A 16,639-nucleotide genomic window follows, 5' to 3' on the forward strand; every position below is an offset into this window, starting at 1 on the left:
CGCGTGTGAATCGACGAATCGTCCCGGAATGGGGCGATCCTTTCAAAAATGTCCGGGGGAACCTGAACCCTTTCCCCCTGAGCGTCAAGGGGCGAACGCGCACTAATTTCGCGCTTTGGTCAGACCTCTCCCACGCCTTGCACCCGGGGTCGCGCCTGGAAGGGATCGACCAGCCTCCGGGCCCACTCGTAGTCCTCGAAGGCCACCGAGAGGCCGACGAAACAGAAGACCGAGCCGATTCCGTAGAGCACGAGGGCCTTGCCCCACTCGAGGGGGAAGAACCAGAACATGAAGAAGTAGATGATCATCGACAGGATGATCATCGCCCACCCCATGACCTTCGCCGCGGGCCGCTCGTGGGCGCCCACCTGGTCGGCCTCCCGCTGCCTCGCCACGTCGAGGCCCATCAGGTACATGCCCTTGAGCCGCTCGTCGAAGACCTCCTCCCAGCTCTCCAGGGGCCGGTAGGCGGGCATCACCCGGGTGCCGTGCTCCTCGGCCAGGGCCGCCAGGCGCCCGGGCTCTCCGTAGACCCTGGTCTCGTCGGCGTACGGCTTCACCTCGAGCCCCTCCTCGAGCTTCGTGCCCCGGGGGACCAGGACGTAGGGGCGGTCGAAGCCGTGCCGCTGCACGTAGGCGGTGGTCTGCTGAGTGGTGAAGAAGCGCTCGAGGTGCTCCGGGCGCTGGGGGGCGAAGCGCGAGTTCACGAGCCAGAAGATGATCAGGCCGATGGGATAGGTGAAGAACTGGGACTCGAACCAGTCCGGGAAGGCCGCCTTGAACGCCGGCCAGATCATCCACTCGTACTGCCCGCGGAAGCCCGTCGCGAGGATGACGTAGACGAGGGCCAGGAAGGCCGCGACCAGCGCCCCGGAGAGCGCCCCCTGCCAGGTGGCCCGCTTCACCAGGAAGGCGCCGAAGACCAGGATGAAGCTCATCGGCCCGACGAACTCCGAGACGGCGATCTGGAGGAACCAGATGCTGTCGGGCAGGACGAAGGAGGCCGAGATCGCGGTGACCACGAGGATGAGGAGGATCACCCGGCTGGCCCGCACCATCTGCCGGTCATCGGCCGCCGGGTTGATCCAGAGCTGGTAGAGGCCCCGGACCCAGTCCGTCATCTTCGCCATCAGGTAGGAGTCGAGGGTGCCCATCACCGCCGCCAGCAGGGCGATGAGGAGCAGGGAGGAGGCGAGCATCGGGAAGCCCGGATGCTCGGCCAGGCGCCGCAAGGTCCCGGTGAAGAGATCGTCGCCGGGGATGTCCGGGGCGAAGGCCTTGAAGGAGAGCCCGGTGATGTTCACGAAGAGGCCGTAGGGCACCGTCGTGAGGATGAGCGCCAGGATCGGCCCCTGCCGGGCGACCTTCTCGGTGGTCGCCGCCATGTAGCGTGAGCCGTAGAACTGGCTCGGGATCATGATCAGCAGGACGTTCAGGAGGAACTGCGAGGCCATGAAGGAGTAGGTGTACTCGGAGGAGGGGGCGGTCGGCCCCAGGACCTGCTCGTACTCCAGGAAGGCGTGCTGGTCGGTGCTGTCGAAGTAGCCCACGATCACGTCCCAGCCGGCGGACCAGGAGCCCTCCCCCAGGATGTAGAAGATGGCGATGGTGGGGACGATCATCGCCGCCCAGGTCAGGATGCCCTGCAGCATGTCGGTGACCACCGCCGCCTTGAAGCCACCGAAGGCGAGATAGGCGGCGATGGTGAGCAGGACCGCGATGGCGCCGATGGCCAGCGGGTCGATGCCCCACTGCTCGACCTCCTTGATCACCGGGAACATGTCGGTGAAGGTCAGACCCGCGCCCTTGAGCATGGAGGCGAAGGCGAAGGGCACGCCCACGAGCATGAAGAGGACGTAGGCCAGCAGGGTCTTCGGCCCGAAGCGGAACGCGATCGAGTCGAGGAAGGAGATGATGCCGCTGGTGCGCATCTTGCGCACGAAGAGCATCGTCATGATCGGGGTGCCGACGCACCAGAACCACTCGTACCAGAGGTCGATGACGCCGCCGGTGGCGATCATCCCCACGGTGCCGATGTAGGCGAGCGTCCCGACGCCGGTGGCGAAGACGCTCATGATGATCCATGGCAGCGTCACGCTCCGGCCGGCGAGGAGGAAGCCGCTGGCGGAGTCCGACTGACCCCCCCGCTCCGAGAGGATGCCCAGCCAGACCATGAAGGCCAGGTAGACGGCGAGGGTGATCAGGTTGAGAAGGCCCCAGCTCATGTTTCGTCTCCTTGTCCTCGCGCGCCCGCTCCAGGGTGCGAGGGCCGGGGACCATGCCGGGGCCCGGGTTGCCCGGTCAAGGTCGGTGACCCGACCGGGCTCCCCTGCATCCTTCTACTCGAAGGGTGCTCAGGCGGGGCGGCGGCCCACGAAGCGCAGGCTCTCCACCTTCGCCTCCTCGGCCGCCTTCTGCAGATCGGCCGGGTCGAGGCCAGCGGAGACGAAGTCGCCGGCCACCATCGCCACGATCTGCTCGGGCTCGTAGCGCATCCGGTCGGCGACCTCGACCTCGAGGCCGGCCTCCCGCAGACCCGCCAGGTACTCCTCCTCGCTCACGGCGCCGGAGACGCAGGAGGCGTAGGCCACGTCGGAGGCCCGCACCGTCTCCGGCAGCCCCTCGACGACGATGTCCGAGATCGAGAAGCGCCCACCGGGCTTCAGGATCCGGGCGATCTCCCGGTAGACCGCCGGCTTGTCCGGCGAGAGGTTGATCACGCAGTTCGAGATCACCCAGTCCACCGAGCCGGCCTCCACCGGGAGGTCCTCGATCATGCCCTTGCGGACCTCGACGATCCCCTCCCGGCCCTCGCGGGCGATGTTCTCCCGGGCCGCCGCGATCATCGCGTCGGTCATGTCGATGCCGATGACCCGGCCGCCCTCCCCCACCCGATCGGCGGCGATGAGGAGGTCGAGGCCAGCGCCGGAGCCGAGGTCCACCACCGTCTGGCCGGGCTCGACCCCGTCGAAGGCCAGCGGGTTGCCGCAGCCGAAGGAGGTCGCCGCCGCGTCGGCGTGGCGGTCGGCGTCCTCGCCGTAGCCCACGATCTGGGCGGCGGAGGCCCCGGGGGCGGCCGTCACCTCGGCCTTCGCGTCGCCCCCACAGCAGCCGGTCGAGGGGGCCTGGACCGTGAGGACCTTGCGCTCGGGCACCGGCTGGCAGCAGCCCGTCTTCCCCTCCTTGGCGCGCTGGAGGGCCTCGGTGTAGGCGCTCTTCACGAACTCGTGGACGTTCTCGCTCATCGTCGCTTCTCCTTCGTCGGATGCTTGGTTCGGGGTGGGCTCACAGCAGCCCGGGATTCGCAGACAGGCCTCGATGGCGTCGGCGGTCTCCCGCAGGACGCTCACGAGGCGGTGGTGATCGAGCTGGTACTGGACCTCTCTCCCCTGGCGCCGGGCGGCCACCACCCCGGCGGCCTTGAGCTGGGAGAGGTGGCGGGAGACGCCGGAGAGGTGGACCTCGCAGCAGTCGGAGGCCTCGGTGACGGTGAGGGGACGCCCGGCCACCGCCAGGCGGATCACCAGCTCCAGCCGGCGGGGATCGCAGAGGGCGCGGAAGAGCCCGGGAGAGAGGGTGCCCTCCAGCGCCTGCCGGCAGCTGGTCCGGTCCGGACTCGGGCTGGCTTCGGTCTCGCTCATGAATTGCAAGATAGCGCAAATATGCACATATGCAACCCGGGAGATCGAGATCGCCAGGATCGGGCTTCTCTGGCCCGCTACACCAACATCTGGCCTTCGAGCCGCCGGGCGGTCTCGGCCCCGGCCAGCTCCTCGACCAGGGCGAGGGCGAACTCCATCGCCGTCCCCGGGCCCCGGCTGGTGAGCACCGAGCCGTCCCGCACCACCCGCTCCGCGCTGGGGCTGGCCCCGAGGAGGCCCTCCTCGAAGCCCGGGTAGCAGGTCGCTTGCTTGCCTTCCAGCAGCCCGGCGGCCCCCAGGGCGATGGGAGCGGCGCAGATCGCCCCGATCCGGCCGCCGCGGGAGGCCTGGGCGCCGAGGAAGGCCCGCAGGGGCTCGCTGTCGCGGAGGGTGGCCGCGTTGGGCATCCCGCCCGGCAGGACGACGAGGTCCCAGGGGACCTCCGGGGCCTCGGCGAGCACCCCGTCGGCCTCGAGGGGGATCCGGTGCGCCCCCATCACCCGGCGCCCGGTGAGGCCCAGCACGGTCACCTCGATCCCGGCCCGGCGCAGCACGTCCACGATCGTGACCGCCTCGATCTCCTCGAAGCCGTCGGCCATCACCATGCAGACCTTCGCCATCGCGTGTCTCCTTTCCGGGTCTCTCTTCAGGCCGCCTCGAAGCGGCCGTCCAGGAAGGGCGCCTCCCCCACCTCGTCGGCGACCAGGAGGCGGTCCCCGTCCAGGAAGACCGCCACCTCCCGCGGGAGGGCGAGGGGCTTGGTGAAGCGCATCTCCAGGTGCTTGAGCCGCGCGGGGTTGCCGTCGAGCTCGGAGCGGACGAGGTCCGCCGCCGCCTTCGCGCAGGAGCCGAAGCCGTGGAGGATCACGGAGCGGAAGCCCGAGAGCTTCGCGTAGGGTCCGACCCAGTGCACCGGGTTGAAGTCGCCGGTGAGGCAGGCGAACTCGAGGCCCGCCCGGCGGGACAGGCGCCAGCGGGCGAGCTCCCGGGCGCCCTCGGGGACGAGCTCCTCGGCCTTGCGCTTCTTGAGGCCGCCGCCGCGCCGCAGCGGCACGATGGCCTGCAGCTCCGACTCCAGGAGCAGGTCGCCACTCGCGTCGCGGGTCTCGAGGCCCACCCGCGCCAGCACCCGCCGCTCGGTCTCGTCCACCCCGCGCAGCTGGGCCGAGAGGGAGAGGGGCTCGCCCCGGGGCACGGGGGCGTGGATCGTCAGGGCGCAGCCAGCGTTGAGCACCCGGGTCAGGGGGAAGGGCAGGCCCTCGAGGGCCCGCGCCATCAGCGGCATCCCCCACTGGGGGAAGAGGGTCGGCGGCACGGCGCTGCGCCAGATCGCCGGGTCCTCACCGGCCCAGGCGATGAAGTCGTCGACGAGGCGATCGGAGCGCGGCGGGACCGTGGCGCGGAGCACGGGCGGCTCGCCCGGCGCCCCCCCGCCGGCGCCGCGGCCGCGCAAGCGCTCGAGGGCGGTGAGGCCCAGCGTGCGTCCGAAGGAAGCGAGGACCGGCCCCTGGGCCGGGAGATGCCGCCAGTAGGTCGCCATGGCCCCCTGCCTAGCAGATGGAGAGGCCTCAGGCAGCCCCGGCGAGGAGGGCCTCCAGGCGCCGGCGGATCTCGTCCCGCGCCCCGCGGAAGGCCGCCCGGTGCGTCTCCTCCGGCAGGCTTTCGTCCTTCAGGTCGGGATCCTTCAGGGGCCAGTGGAGGCGCTCGGCCTCGCCGAGGAAGGCCGGGCAGACCTCCTCGGCGCAGAGGGTGATCACCAGATCGACGTCCCCGGGATCGATCTCGTCGACGAGCTTGGAGCGGTGGGCCGAGAGATCGATCCCCAGCTCGGCCATCACCTCGATCGCCCGCGGGTTCACCCGGGTGGGCGAGGAGCCCGCCGAGCGCACCTCCCAGTCCCCGGGCACCATCGAGCGGGCGAGCCCCTCGGCCATCTGGGAGCGCGCGGAGTTGGCGACGCAGAGGAAGAGCAGCTTGCGAGGCCTCACGCCGGGGTGCCCTCCAGCCCGTAGAGCCGGCGGCGAAGCCAGAACGCCACCGAGACCAGCCCGATCATCACCGGCACCTCGACCAGCGGGCCGATCACCGCGGCGAAGGCCGCGCCGTGCGCCAGGCCGAAGGTGGCCACCGCCACCGCGATCGCCAGCTCGAAGTTGTTCGACGCCGCGGTGAAGGAGAGCGTCGCCGCCTTCGGATAGTCCGCCCCCGCCGCCTTCGAGAGGAGGAAGGACACGAGGAACATCACCACGAAGTAGATCAGCAGCGGCAGCGCGATGCGCAGGACGTCGAGCGGCAGCGCCACGATGGTCTCACCCTTGAGCGAGAACATCACCACGATGGTGAAGAGGAGCGCGATGAGGGTCAGCGGCCCGATGCGCGGCGCGAAGCGGGTCTCGTACCACTCGCGCCCCTTCGCCCTCAGCAGCAGCACCCGGGTGAGCAAGCCCGCCCCGAAGGGGATGCCCAGGTAGATGGCGACGCTGGTGGCGATCTCGCCGAGGGTGATCTCCACCACTACCGAGTGCAGCCCCAGGGTCCGGGGCAGCCAGGTGACGAAGAACCAGGCGTAGACCGAGAAGAAGAGGATCTGGAAGATCGAGTTGAAGGCCACCAGCCCCGCGGCGTACTCGCGGTCCCCCGCGGCGAGGTCGTTCCAGACGATCACCATGGCGATGCAGCGGGCCAGGCCGATGATGATCAGCCCGACCATGTATTCGGGGTAGTCGCGCAGGAAGAGGATCGCCAGGGCGAACATCAGGACCGGCCCGATGATCCAGTTCTGGATCAGCGAGAGGAGGAGGACCCTCCAGCTGCGGAAGACGCGCCCCATCTCCTCGTAGCGGACCTTCGCCAGGGGCGGGTACATCATCACGATCAGACCCACCGCGATCGGGATCGAGGTGGTGCCCCAGGAGGCGCGCTCCAGCAGGGTGTTGAAGCCCGGCAGGGCCCAGCCCAGGAAGACGCCGAGCCCCATGGCCAGGAAGATCCAGAGGGTCAGCCCCCGGTCCAGGAAGGAAAGCCGCTTCGTCTTCATCAGGACCATAGGGCTAGGTCCACTGCCCCGTGAAGGCAATGGGCTGCGCTTGTTCGCCCCCTCCCCTTCTCAGCGGAAGCGGGAATGCCGATACTTCTCCTTGCCGGGCGGTGTCACCGTCCGGGAACCGTTTTCGCGAAAGCCCGGAGGGTACCTTGAGCCTGCGCACCACCGACTTCCTCGCCGCCGCGCTGCTGCTGACCGTCGCCTGCGTCGACAACCCCGGCGGCGGTGACGGTGGAGCGGGCGACGAATACGGGCTCTGCCCGGCGCCGGTGAGCGCCTCCACCGACGCAGGCCTGGGCGACGACGGCGGCTCTCCGGACGTGCTGCCCGCCGACGCCGGCTCGCCCGTCCCCGAGGGCGTCACCTGCGATCCCGCGACCGGCCTCTTCTGGCAGACCACCCCCTCCTCCCTGGCGGTGACCCAGGACGAGGCGCGGATCCACTGCGAGGACCTCACCCTCGCCGGGATCACGAGCTGGCGCCTGCCGACCATCACCGAGCTGCGCACCCTGGTGGCGAACTGCGAGGCCACCCGGACCGGCGGCGACTGCAAGGTCAGCGACCCCGACTGCCTCACCCCCTCGATCTGCTTCGACCTGACCTGCGCCGGCTGCGGCGCCGGCGAGGGCCCGGGCGCCGGCGGCTGCTACCTCGACCCGCGGCTGGTGCCCGCCCTCGAGGGCGAGTGCTCGGCCTACTGGACGACCTCCCTCCAGGACGGCCTCGGGTCGGCCTCGTTCTTCTGGCTCGACTTCTGGGACGCCAAGATCGACCGGGTGAGCGACGTCCAGGGCGCCCTGGCCCGCTGCGTCCACCAGCCCTAGGCCGCGCGGCGGCGGCGGCTTTCCGTCTCCGGGGCCGGTCCGTCCTCTGGACTATTGTGTAGTACAACTGTATATCGGTCCGGATGGAGCCTCACCCCGCCCCCCGCCGGACCCTGGTCGAGCACCTCGTCGACGATCTGGCCCGCCAGATCCTCCGGGGCGAGGTCGCCGTGGGCAGCCACCTGCCGACGATGCGGCAGCTCGCCCACGACTACGGGGTGACGGTAGCCACGGCCCAGCGGGCGGTCGCCCGCCTGGAGGAGATGGGCCTGATCTCGGCCCGGCAGGGCAGCGGCCTGAAGGTGCGCGACGCCCGGCGCGAGGCGGGGCCCGGGGTCCTGCCCCACTGGTTCGCCGCCCTCACCGACGCCCCCGCGCAGGCGGCCTCGCTGCTCGGCGACGTGCTCGAGCTGCGGCGGCAGATCGCGGTGCACCTGATGCTGAACCTCCCCCTCGCTCCGGAGGAGCTCCAGCCGGCCACCCTCGATCTCGTCGAGGGCTTCCGGCGGGCCCAGAACCCGGAGGAGGCGATGGAGATCGACCTGATGATGGCCCGCACCCTCCTCGCCCTCTCCCCGCAGGTGGCCTACGGGATGATGCTCAACCTCTTCGAGCAGCTCCTGCGCGGCTCGCCCCTGGCCATCGGCGCGATCTACGGAGAGCCGGAGGGCAACGCCGCGGCCTACCGAGCGGCCTTCACCACCCTGCGCGACGAGCCCTCCCCCGGGCGACGCCGCGCGAAGCTCGAGTCCCTCCTCGAGCACGTCGACCGCCGCGCCCTCGACCGCCTGATGGAGACCCTCGAAGATGCGTGAGTTCCTCACCCAGGAGGTGCCGGCCTACCGGGACTTCCAGCTGGTCTACGGCCTCCTCTTCCTCAACTTCGCGATCCCGGTGATGGGCTACGTCTTCTCCCCGGAGACGGCGATCCAGAGCTACCGCGACACGAACCTCCTCCTCGGCGGCGGTCCCCTGCCCTTCCCCGAGTCGCAGAGCGTCTTCTTCTGGGTCCTGGGCTGCGCCAACGTGCTGACCCTCGCCTTCTGCTGCGCCTTCCTGATGTGGAACCTGCGCCGCCACTACGCGGCCCTGCTGCCCCTGACCTTCCTCAAGTTCATGGCGGCCACCCTCTGGCTGGCGATCTTCCTCCTCGACGAGCGGGCGCCGATCCACCTCGGCGCGGCCCTGCTCGACTACGTCACCTGCGCGGCCTTCGTCTTCTTCGCCCGCCGGGCCCGCCGGGCGATCGGAGAGGTCCCCGACGAGGCGCTGGTGCCCCGCCCCCGGGCGGCCTTCGGCGGCGCCTGACCCCCGGGCTTCTCATCGGCGTTGGGATGGCCGATCGTGGGGCCATGGTCCTCTCCCGCTTCCGCTTCCTCCCCCTCGCCCTGCTCCTCGTCCTCCTGGGAGGCGCCTGCCCGGCCCCGGACGATCCGGGCCTGGACGGCGGCGGTGGCGATGGAGGGAGCGCCGACGGTGGAGGTTCGGACGGCGGGGATCCGGACGGGGGCGTCCAGCTCTCGGCGGACGAGCTCTACTGGCGGGAGATCCTCGCCGGTGGGGTCGACGCCGCGACCGGCCTCGCCGAGCTCGCCGAGCGCGGCGGCTTCCCCCTGGAGGTCGAGGGCGGCTTCCTCTTCGCCTACCTCGACGACCGCCAGGACACCTACGCCCTGGCCGGAGACTTCGAGGGCTGGACCGGCCTGCCGATGACCCTCGAGGCCGGGGTCTGGTGGATCGTGGTGCCCATCCCGAGCCCGGACGGCGCGAAGTACAAGTTCGTCCGCGAGTTCGAGGACCTCTACCTGGCCGACCCCCTGGCCCGGCGCTACGGCCACGACGAGTTCGGCGAGTTCTCCCTCGTACGCAGCAGCGGCGCTCACCTCGAGCGGATGAGCGCCGGGGGCAGCCGTGGGGGGCGGATCCGCCTGTGGGTGCCGGCGGGAGCCATCGCGCGGCACCTCTACGTGCAGGACGGCCAGAACCTCTTCGACCCCGCGTCGTTCAACGGCGGGTGGCGCCTCCAGGAGAGCGTGGGCGCGGGCACCCTGGTGGTGGGCATCGACAACCTCGGCACCGCGCGGATGGACGAGTACACCCACGTGGCCGACGACGGGATCGGTACCGGTGGACCCATCGGGGGCGGGGCCGACGCCTACACCGACTGGATCGTCACCTCCCTGATCCCCCAGGTCGAGGCCCGCTACGGTGCGGCGCCGAAGCGGGGGGCGATGGGCTCCTCCCTCGGCGGCCTGGTCTCCCTCCATCTCTGGATGCGCCACCCCACCCACTTCGCCTTCGTCGGCAGCCTCTCCGGCACCATGGGCTGGGGCTCCCTCGGCACCCACACCGGTGAGACGATCATCGAGCGCCTCGCGGGTCAGTCCGCCGGCGGCGTCGTGCTCTACCTCGACAGCGGCGGCGGCCCGGGCAGCGGCTGCGTCGACTCCGACGGCGACGGCATCCAGGACGACGCGCCCGACGCGGCCGACAACTACTGCGAGAACCGCCAGCTCGCCGATCAGCTCGCCGCCGACGGCTGGACCTGGGACCAGGAGCTCCACCACTGGTGGGAGCTGGGCGCGGCCCACGACGAGCAGGCCTGGGCGGCCCGCGTACACCGCCCCCTGGCGATCTTCGAGGCTCCCTGACGGGCATGGGCGAGGTGCGCAAGCCCAACTGGCTCCTCCTCTTCGGGGCCATCACCGCCGGCGCCGGCTTCGGCCTCTACCAGGCCGCCCGCGTCGCCCACCCGGGCTGGGGAGAGAACGACGCCGGGCCGCGGGTCGAGGACGCCGGCCCAGCGCCGGTGGACGCCGGCGCGCCTCCCGACGCCGGCCTCGAGGTGATCGACCAGGCCTTCAACCCCGGCTTCATCGGCGCCGCCTGCGACGAGGACGCGGACTGCCAGGACTACGAGGGGGCCTTCTGCCTCGGGGCCGAACACGGCTTCCCCCGGGGCACCTGCTCCCGGAGCTGCGACCGCCTCTGCCCCGATCAGCGCGGCGACCACTACGCCCCGACCTTCTGCGTGGAGAGCCCGGTGGAGGGCCACGCCGCGGTCTGCCTGGCCCAGTGCAACCTCCACCTCACGGACAGCGGCTGCCGCCCCGGCTACGTCTGCACCAGCCTGCGGCGCGCCGGAGAGCAGAAGGCCCGCCTGGTCTGCCTCCCCGACCACGGCCACCCGGCGGCGCCCACCGCCTGCACCGCGCGCCTCGACGACCTCGGCCTCACCTACGCCCGGCCGGACCTCGCGGACACCGACGCCCGGGGCGCCACGCCGGACGATCCGGTGCCCGACGAGTCCCTCTGCATCATCGACACACCGGTGCTCCTCTCGAGCCCCCTGCACGGCGTCGACTTCCGCGCCAAGGGGCAGCGCTTCGCCGACCACCTCCTGGTGGCCTGTGACCTGGCGCCGGCGCTGGAGGCGCTGGCCAAGCTGCTGGCCCGCCACGGGATCGTCGAGGTGGAGCACAACGGCACCTACGTCTGCCGCGGCGTGGCGGGCACCCGCTCCCTCTCCGGGCACGGCCGGGGCCTGGCCATCGACATCACCGCCTTCGAGCGCGCCGTCGGCACGCCCGTGTCGGTGGAGGCGGACTGGGAGGGGAAGGACCGGGAGAAGAAGCGGGCGCTGCGCGCGCTGGTGCGCGAGCTGAAGGCCGAGAAGCTCTTCGACAAGGTGCTCACCCCCGCGAGCAACGAGGCCCACCGCGACCACCTGCACCTCGAGCTGCGCTACCGGCCCGGGCCCGAGCTCGTCGAGGAGAGGTAGGCCTCGCAGGCCTGGGTGGGGGCGGTGAGCAGGACCGTCGCGCTCCCCCGCTCGGGCCAGGCGCCGGTCAGCTCGACGCGCACCTCGTCGGCCTGCTCCGGCCAGACGAAGCGCACCTCCGGGTGGCGACCGTGGCTGCCAGCCATCCCCATCCCGCCGCCGGCGCCCCCGGAGGGGCTCGTGCGGTGCCAGCTCAGGGAGTGTCCGGAGATGGCCGCCGGCCGCCCCTCGGCGGACCAGAGGCGGCAGCGCACCAGCGCCTCGTCGGGGATCACCAGCTCCAGCCGAGCGCCGACGTCGGCCAGGCCGATCCGGCGGCTCGCCAGGGGAGGCGCGGACTCCGGTCCGAGCTGCCCCCGCACCTCGACGATCCAGGAGGTGCCGCCGATCATCGGGATGGCGAAGCTCCCATCCCCCCACTGGTGGAGGTCCTCCGCTAGGAAGGGTCGCAGGAAGCGGTGCAGCTCGTCCCCCGCCACGGCCGGCCGCAGGCTCAGCTCGACGCCGTCGGCGGGCTCACCGCTGCCGGTGATCACCCTCCCCTCGAGCTTCCCCACCGGCCAGGCCTCCAGGCAGAGCTCCAGCTCCTCGGGTGCCTCGTCCACGGGCCGGGGCAGGACCCGGTGCTCCCGCCAGGCGAAGTGGGCCTCCCCCTCCGGATCCGGCTCGGGGGAGGTGGCGAAGAGGTAGACCGGGCCCTCGGGCAGGTCCTCGAGCTCCGCCCAGCCCCCCGCATCGGTGGAGGCCTGCGGATCCTCGGGAGGCAGGAAGCCGGGATCGTCGAGGCGGGCCGCCTCGACCCAGACCAGGTGGGCGCCCCGGACGACGGCGTTGTCGACGCCGAAGACCCGCACCCGCAGGCCGCGGCGGGTCTCGGCGGGCGGCGCGCTGGCCTCCTCCTCACCCTCCTCCCCGCCGGCGGCGAGCGCGGGAGGCGCGGCCCAGAGGGGATCCCGGGGCAGCTCCAGGCGGCCCGGAGAGCGCGGCGACGCGGGTGGAGGTGCCCCTGCGCCGCCCCCGCGCGGCGCGGGCAGGCTCGCGAGCGGCGCGGCGAGGAGACCCTGGAAGAGGAGGCCCAGCGACCCGAGGAGGAGGGTCAGGGCGGCGAAGAGAGGGATCCGCATCTACCCGGTGTGGACACCGGGTGAGTGACGGAGGTTCCCCTGGCTTCAGGCCGCGGCCGCGGCCTGGCGGCGGCGGCTCCAGCGCCAGAGGAGGAAGACCGCCACGACGGCGAGGACGAGGGCCAGCGCAGGCAGGAGCACCCCGAGCACCGAGAGGAAGATCGCGCCGACGTTCTCGAGGGTGGAGACCACCGGGTTGAGGGTGCCTCCCGTGAAGGCCGCCGTGGCGAGGCGCGCCTTCACGGTGACCAGCTGCACCACCCCCGCGGCGCCGCCGCCGGCGATGATGGCCACCGACCACTGCATCAGCGGGCTCATGTCGGTGACGCAGGAGGCGGTCGCCACCACTCCGGCGACCACGGCGGCCGGGCTCGCCACCGAGTCGAGGAGGTTGTCCACCAGGGGGAAGTAGTAGGCGCCGATCTCCAGGAAGGTTGCGACGCCGAAGGCGACGAGCGCCGGGAGCGTGCCCACCCAGGCGAAGGAGTCGTGGAGCTCCACGTGGCCGGAGAGGGCGGCGAGGGAGAGGGCGAAGAGGGGCACGAAGACCCGGAAGCCGCAGGCCGCGGCGAGGCCGACCCCCAGGGAGATGGCCAGGATGGTCTCGCTCATTCGCTCCTCCTTCTCTCCTGATTCCCGCAGCGCCGGACGATCGGGCGATCGCCCCTCTGACAGCCTGAACCTACTGCATTTCCGGGGGCCCATCGCCGGGACCGCTGGCACCGGGGGGCGTCCATGCTATCTGCATCTCATGTCGATGCGGCGCCCGCTCCTCCCCGCGCTCCTCCTGCTGGCGCTCGGTCTGCCGCCGGCGGCGGCGGTCGCCGAGGTGGTCGAGGCCGTGCCGGCGCCGGCGCCCGCCGCGGCGAGCGAGGCCGCGCCGGAGGGGAAGCCCAAGGCCTTCTTCAGCGGGCTGGCGGCGACCACCGGGGTCAGCCCGGAGGAGCTCACCGGCCTCTCCCGCCTCTGCGCCTCCGAGCTCGGCGCCCTCGGCGTCTACCAGGTCATCGGGGACCAGGACATCGCCGCCCTCCTCGGCCTCGAGGCGCGCCAGCAGATGCTCGGCTGCGAGGACAACGGCAGCTGCCTCGCCGAGATCGCCGGCTCCCTCGGCGCCGAGCGGGTGATCTACGGGGACGTCTCCCGCTACGGACAGACGGTGCTCCTCAACCTCACCCTCCTCGACAGCGGCAACGCGGCGGCCCTCGGCCGGGTCTCCCGCAAGATCGAGGGCGCCGACACCCTGGAGCCCGTGCTCTCGGTCCTCTCCGGCGCCCTGGAGGAGCTCGTCGCCGGCGACCCCCGGGCCAGCAAGGCGCCGGGCGCCGCGGCCCCCGCCCCGGCGGCGACGACGGCCCTGCGCCGCCCCGACCCGCCCCGGCGCCACTCGACGCGCAAGCCCTTCCCGGGCTTCCAGCTCCGGATCCACCTCCGGGCCGACCTGACCGGGACCTGGCACTTCGGCACCCGCCAGACCGACGCGGGGGAGACCGAGTACACGGCCGACTACACGCGGGCGACCGTGATCCCGGCGGCCGGCGTGGCCTTCCGCTACCAGCGCTTCGAGCTCGCGCTGACCGGCGGCTACGCGGGCGGGGCCTGGAAGGTCCCGGCGGCCGAGTACGATCTCTCGAACCAGCCGACCGCCTTCTGGGTGGACTTCTCCTTCGCGGCCACCACCGTCGACGCCGGCACCCGCATCAACGTGGGGATGGGGCTGGGCTCCCTGGCCGGCTTCGGGGTGCAGGCCTTCGTGGACTTCGAGCGGCCGCTCTTCAGCTCGAAGAAGAGCGCCTTCGATCTCAACGGCCGCTTCGCCCTCGCCTTCTACGATCTCGCCAAGGCCAGCGAGGTCTGGTCGCCGGCCGGCGGCGTCGCGGTCCTCGCCGTCGGCGGCGCCTATCGCCTGACGCCCTGAAAAAAGTGCCTCCCCGGGGGCGCCACCGATCCGTGGCGCACACCCGAGGAGGCGGCGGGTTCGGGGATGAATCGGAGGCCTACTCGAAGTCGAAGCCGGCGGCGCTCATCTGCTCGGTGACCGCGCCCTCGACCGCGACGTCGAAGGTGTCCTTCTTCGGGCCGGCCTTCTTGCGGGCCTCGGCGACGAAGCCGCGGCGCTTCTGCTCGAGCTCGCGGATCTCCTCCTGGAGCTGCTGCCGCTCCTTCGCCTTCTCCTTCACGAAGGCGGCGCGCTGCTTCTCGTTCTTGCCGGCGAGCTCCTCGGGCATGTCGTCGTCGCCCAGCGCCTCGAGGCTGACCGCGCCCGAGGCGAGGCCGTCGACCAGGTCCCAGTCGTCGGCGCGATACTGACCCGAGGCCTTGGCCACCGAGCGATCGGCGGCGGCGGCCGGCGCGGCCTCGGCGGCCTTCTCGTCGAGCTTGCGCTGGCGGGAGGCCTTGGACTTCCCGCGCGTGCCGTAGGCCACGTAGGTGTCGTTGAGCTTGGCGCCGAGGGTGGCGAGCTTCGCGTCGTAGGGCGTCACGATCGTCGCCACCGCGGCGTTCTGGTCAATGTTCATCGCCTTCCCGCCGGCGAGGGCAGCGGCGGCGTTCCACTGGCCGGCCTGGGCCGAGGCCTCGTCACCGCAGTGGATGGTGTTCACGGTGATGCCTTCCTGGCGCGCCTTCGAGATGGCCGACTTGAAGCTCACCGGCCCCTGGGTGAAGGGCTCGTTCCCGGCGATGAAGATCGCCCGGTAGTGATCGCCCTCGCTCCACTCGAGCTCGGTGACCGCCTTCTCGATCGCCTGGCCGCAGTACTCGTCGCCGCCGTCGGTCCGCAGGGAGAAGAGGGCCTCGGAGACCGCGTCCAGATCCCGGGTGAGGCCGACCACCTGGCGGATGTGCCCCTGCCGCGCGGGCACCGAGGACTTGCCGTACTCGTAGAGGGCGACCCGCAGGTCGGGGGCGCGGCCGGCGTGGCGGGCGCTGGCGACGGTGTTCACCAGACCCCAGAGCTTGGTCTTGGCCTGGTCGATGAGGCCGTCCATCGAGCCCGAGGTGTCCAGGAGGATGGCGATCTCGACCCGCTCCCGGGGCGCGGCGCGATCGTCGAGGACCGGGCGGCTGGCCCGGGCCAGCGCGGGGAGGAGGAGGGCCGGGAGGGCGGCGAGGAGGGCGGCGTGGGCGAAGCGGGTCTTCATGGGGGGCTCCTTGGGATCGGATTCCCCCCTACCTACGAACGGGGTGCGCAGAGGATCTGTCGGGCCGGGGAGAGGCCGTGCGCGAGCGCGTGCCCGGTCCGCAGAAGCGAGCCTCAGACCGGAACGAGGCCTTCGGGCGGGGGCGCCGTGAACGCGACCGGCTCCCCACTCGCGGGATGCCTGAACTCCAGGGTCCACGCATGGAGCAGGTACCCGAGATCCCCCGGCACGGTGGTCGATCCCGGCCGGCGACCCCCCCCGACCCCGTAGAGCGGATCCCCGAGGAGGGGATGACCGGCGGCGGCGAGGTGGATCCGGATCTGGTGGGGGCGGCCCGTGACGATGGTCACCTCGCAGAGGCTCGCCGCCTCCCGCCGCTCGAGCACCCGGACCCGGGAGAGCGAGGGCTTGCCCGCCTCGGTCGCCGCGTGGAGCTCCCCCAGGATCGGATCGGGGACCCGGCCGATGGGCGCCTCGATCTCGAAGGCGTCCTGCGCGGGCCGGCCCTCGACGAGGGTGAGGTAGCGCTTCACCAGACCGCTGCCGCCCGCCCGGTCCCGGAAGGCGGCCGAGAGGACGCGGGCGGCGTCGGCGGTGCGGGCGAAGACGACCAGCCCGGTGGTGCCCCGCCCGAGGCGGTGCATCGGATCGGCCGGACCGTGCCGGGCGCGCACCTGATGGAGCAGGGTGTGCTCCAGGAAGCCCGCCCCGGGGAGGGTGGGCAGGCCGGTGGGCTTGTCGACCACCAGGATCGCCTCGTCCTCGTGGATCAGACCGAAGGCCAGGGGCACCTCCGGCTCCTCCCAGGGCGGCCGCTGCCAGGCCAGCTCCTCACCGGCCTCCAGGAGGTGATCGGCGCCGGCCGGCCTCCCCTCCACCTCGACATCACCCGCCTCGATGCGGATCCGCCAGGTCGCCTCGTCGCCGTGGCGGTACTCCCGGCAGAGGTGCTCGAGCACCGTCCGCCCGACGCCGCGGCCGCCGATGCGCTCGGCGTAGCGCCAGCCGCGATTCACGCGCGCCCCCGCGAGGCTCGATCTCCCGGCCGCTCCAGCATCGTCCGAATCTATCCGATAGAATCCC

The 16,639-nt window shown here is 72.1% G+C and carries 16 protein-coding genes; 6 read left to right on the forward strand and 10 right to left on the reverse strand.

What is annotated here, in order from left to right:
• Positions 1-119 precede the first annotated feature (119 nt).
• From P1V51_17335 to arsB, 6 genes are all read right to left on the reverse strand, one after another.
• Entirely contained in the window at positions 120-2,225 is a 2,106-nt protein-coding gene (locus P1V51_17335; GenBank protein ID MDF1564809.1) for a sodium:solute symporter family protein, read from the reverse strand.
• 129 nt (positions 2,226-2,354) lie between these two features.
• On the reverse strand, positions 2,355-3,641 hold the full coding sequence (locus P1V51_17340) for a metalloregulator ArsR/SmtB family transcription factor (protein MDF1564810.1): 1,287 nt from the start codon (positions 3,639-3,641) through the stop codon (positions 2,355-2,357).
• Positions 3,642-3,718: 77 nt separating this feature from the next.
• Positions 3,719-4,261 (reverse strand): DJ-1/PfpI family protein, encoded by a 543-nt coding sequence (locus P1V51_17345; protein MDF1564811.1) that lies wholly within the window; start codon positions 4,259-4,261, stop codon positions 3,719-3,721.
• A 26-nt stretch (positions 4,262-4,287) separates the two neighbouring features.
• Entirely contained in the window at positions 4,288-5,181 is an 894-nt protein-coding gene (locus tag P1V51_17350) for a MaoC/PaaZ C-terminal domain-containing protein (GenBank protein ID MDF1564812.1), read from the reverse strand.
• Between the two features lie 28 nt (positions 5,182-5,209).
• A complete protein-coding gene (locus P1V51_17355) occupies positions 5,210-5,629 on the reverse strand; it encodes an arsenate reductase ArsC (GenBank protein ID MDF1564813.1) in 420 nt (139 codons plus the stop codon).
• Positions 5,626-6,678 carry an ACR3 family arsenite efflux transporter gene (gene arsB, locus P1V51_17360; protein MDF1564814.1) on the reverse strand — a complete coding sequence of 351 codons (1,053 nt, stop codon included), beginning with the start codon at positions 6,676-6,678 and terminating at the stop codon, positions 5,626-5,628. Before arsB ends, P1V51_17355 begins: the two co-directional genes overlap by 4 nt.
• 155 nt (positions 6,679-6,833) lie before the next feature.
• Here arsB and P1V51_17365 point away from each other — a divergent pair, with 155 nt between their 5' ends.
• From P1V51_17365 to P1V51_17385, 5 genes are all read left to right on the forward strand, one after another.
• The gene (locus P1V51_17365; protein ID MDF1564815.1) at positions 6,834-7,508 is read left to right on the forward strand and encodes a DUF1566 domain-containing protein; all 675 of its coding nucleotides are present in this window, start codon (positions 6,834-6,836) and stop codon (positions 7,506-7,508) included.
• A gap of 83 nt (positions 7,509-7,591) precedes the next feature.
• A complete protein-coding gene (locus P1V51_17370; GenBank protein ID MDF1564816.1) occupies positions 7,592-8,323 on the forward strand; it encodes a GntR family transcriptional regulator in 732 nt (243 codons plus the stop codon).
• Positions 8,316-8,816, forward strand: a complete 501-nt coding sequence (locus P1V51_17375; GenBank protein MDF1564817.1) for a hypothetical protein — start codon at positions 8,316-8,318, stop codon at positions 8,814-8,816. Before P1V51_17370 ends, P1V51_17375 begins: the two co-directional genes overlap by 8 nt.
• Before the next feature lie 26 nt (positions 8,817-8,842).
• Positions 8,843-10,159: an alpha/beta hydrolase-fold protein gene (locus P1V51_17380; GenBank protein ID MDF1564818.1), complete on the forward strand. Its 1,317-nt coding sequence runs from the start codon at positions 8,843-8,845 to the stop codon at positions 10,157-10,159.
• A gap of 5 nt (positions 10,160-10,164) precedes the next feature.
• A complete protein-coding gene (locus P1V51_17385; protein MDF1564819.1) occupies positions 10,165-11,289 on the forward strand; it encodes an extensin family protein in 1,125 nt (374 codons plus the stop codon).
• Here the strand turns inward: P1V51_17385 and P1V51_17390 are convergent.
• Both P1V51_17390 and P1V51_17395 read right to left on the reverse strand, forming a co-directional pair.
• Positions 11,253-12,413 carry a hypothetical protein gene (locus P1V51_17390; GenBank protein MDF1564820.1) on the reverse strand — a complete coding sequence of 387 codons (1,161 nt, stop codon included), beginning with the start codon at positions 12,411-12,413 and terminating at the stop codon, positions 11,253-11,255. The genes P1V51_17385 and P1V51_17390 overlap by 37 nt on opposite strands.
• A gap of 45 nt (positions 12,414-12,458) precedes the next feature.
• Entirely contained in the window at positions 12,459-13,025 is a 567-nt protein-coding gene (locus P1V51_17395; protein MDF1564821.1) for a DUF4126 domain-containing protein, read from the reverse strand.
• A 139-nt stretch (positions 13,026-13,164) separates the two neighbouring features.
• On the opposite strand from P1V51_17395, the gene P1V51_17400 reads away from it, so the two are divergent.
• Positions 13,165-14,331 (forward strand): hypothetical protein, encoded by a 1,167-nt coding sequence (locus tag P1V51_17400; protein ID MDF1564822.1) that lies wholly within the window; start codon positions 13,165-13,167, stop codon positions 14,329-14,331.
• Between the two features lie 79 nt (positions 14,332-14,410).
• Here P1V51_17400 and P1V51_17405 read toward each other — a convergent pair whose 3' ends face one another.
• Together P1V51_17405 and P1V51_17410 are read right to left on the reverse strand one after the other, a co-directional pair.
• Positions 14,411-15,556, reverse strand: a complete 1,146-nt coding sequence (locus P1V51_17405; protein MDF1564823.1) for a VWA domain-containing protein — start codon at positions 15,554-15,556, stop codon at positions 14,411-14,413.
• Positions 15,557-15,669: 113 nt separating this feature from the next.
• Positions 15,670-16,572 carry an RluA family pseudouridine synthase gene (locus P1V51_17410; GenBank protein ID MDF1564824.1) on the reverse strand — a complete coding sequence of 301 codons (903 nt, stop codon included), beginning with the start codon at positions 16,570-16,572 and terminating at the stop codon, positions 15,670-15,672.
• Positions 16,573-16,639 lie beyond the last annotated feature (67 nt).

The organism is Deltaproteobacteria bacterium (assembly GCA_029210625.1).
In the GTDB taxonomy this organism is placed as follows: Bacteria; Myxococcota; Myxococcia; order SLRQ01; family SLRQ01; genus JARGFU01.

What these genes read in the sequence shown, in the direction of transcription:
- P1V51_17405 (MDF1564823.1), bottom strand. Translation starts at nt 15,556, where the DNA reads ATGAAGACCCGCTTCGCCCACGCCGCCCTCCTCGCCGCCCTCCCGGCC.
- P1V51_17395 (MDF1564821.1), bottom strand. Translation starts at nt 13,025, where the DNA reads ATGAGCGAGACCATCCTGGCCATCTCCCTGGGGGTCGGCCTCGCCGCG.
- arsB (MDF1564814.1), bottom strand. Translation starts at nt 6,678, where the DNA reads ATGAAGACGAAGCGGCTTTCCTTCCTGGACCGGGGGCTGACCCTCTGG.
- P1V51_17350 (MDF1564812.1), bottom strand. Translation starts at nt 5,181, where the DNA reads ATGGCGACCTACTGGCGGCATCTCCCGGCCCAGGGGCCGGTCCTCGCT.
- P1V51_17380 (MDF1564818.1), top strand. Translation starts at nt 8,843, where the DNA reads ATGGCCGATCGTGGGGCCATGGTCCTCTCCCGCTTCCGCTTCCTCCCC.
- P1V51_17400 (MDF1564822.1), top strand. Translation starts at nt 13,165, where the DNA reads ATGTCGATGCGGCGCCCGCTCCTCCCCGCGCTCCTCCTGCTGGCGCTC.
- P1V51_17340 (MDF1564810.1), bottom strand. Translation starts at nt 3,641, where the DNA reads ATGAGCGAGACCGAAGCCAGCCCGAGTCCGGACCGGACCAGCTGCCGG.
- P1V51_17390 (MDF1564820.1), bottom strand. Translation starts at nt 12,413, where the DNA reads ATGCGGATCCCTCTCTTCGCCGCCCTGACCCTCCTCCTCGGGTCGCTG.
- P1V51_17345 (MDF1564811.1), bottom strand. Translation starts at nt 4,261, where the DNA reads ATGGCGAAGGTCTGCATGGTGATGGCCGACGGCTTCGAGGAGATCGAG.
- P1V51_17375 (MDF1564817.1), top strand. Translation starts at nt 8,316, where the DNA reads ATGCGTGAGTTCCTCACCCAGGAGGTGCCGGCCTACCGGGACTTCCAG.
- P1V51_17370 (MDF1564816.1), top strand. Translation starts at nt 7,592, where the DNA reads ATGGAGCCTCACCCCGCCCCCCGCCGGACCCTGGTCGAGCACCTCGTC.
- P1V51_17335 (MDF1564809.1), bottom strand. Translation starts at nt 2,225, where the DNA reads ATGAGCTGGGGCCTTCTCAACCTGATCACCCTCGCCGTCTACCTGGCC.
- P1V51_17385 (MDF1564819.1), top strand. Translation starts at nt 10,165, where the DNA reads ATGGGCGAGGTGCGCAAGCCCAACTGGCTCCTCCTCTTCGGGGCCATC.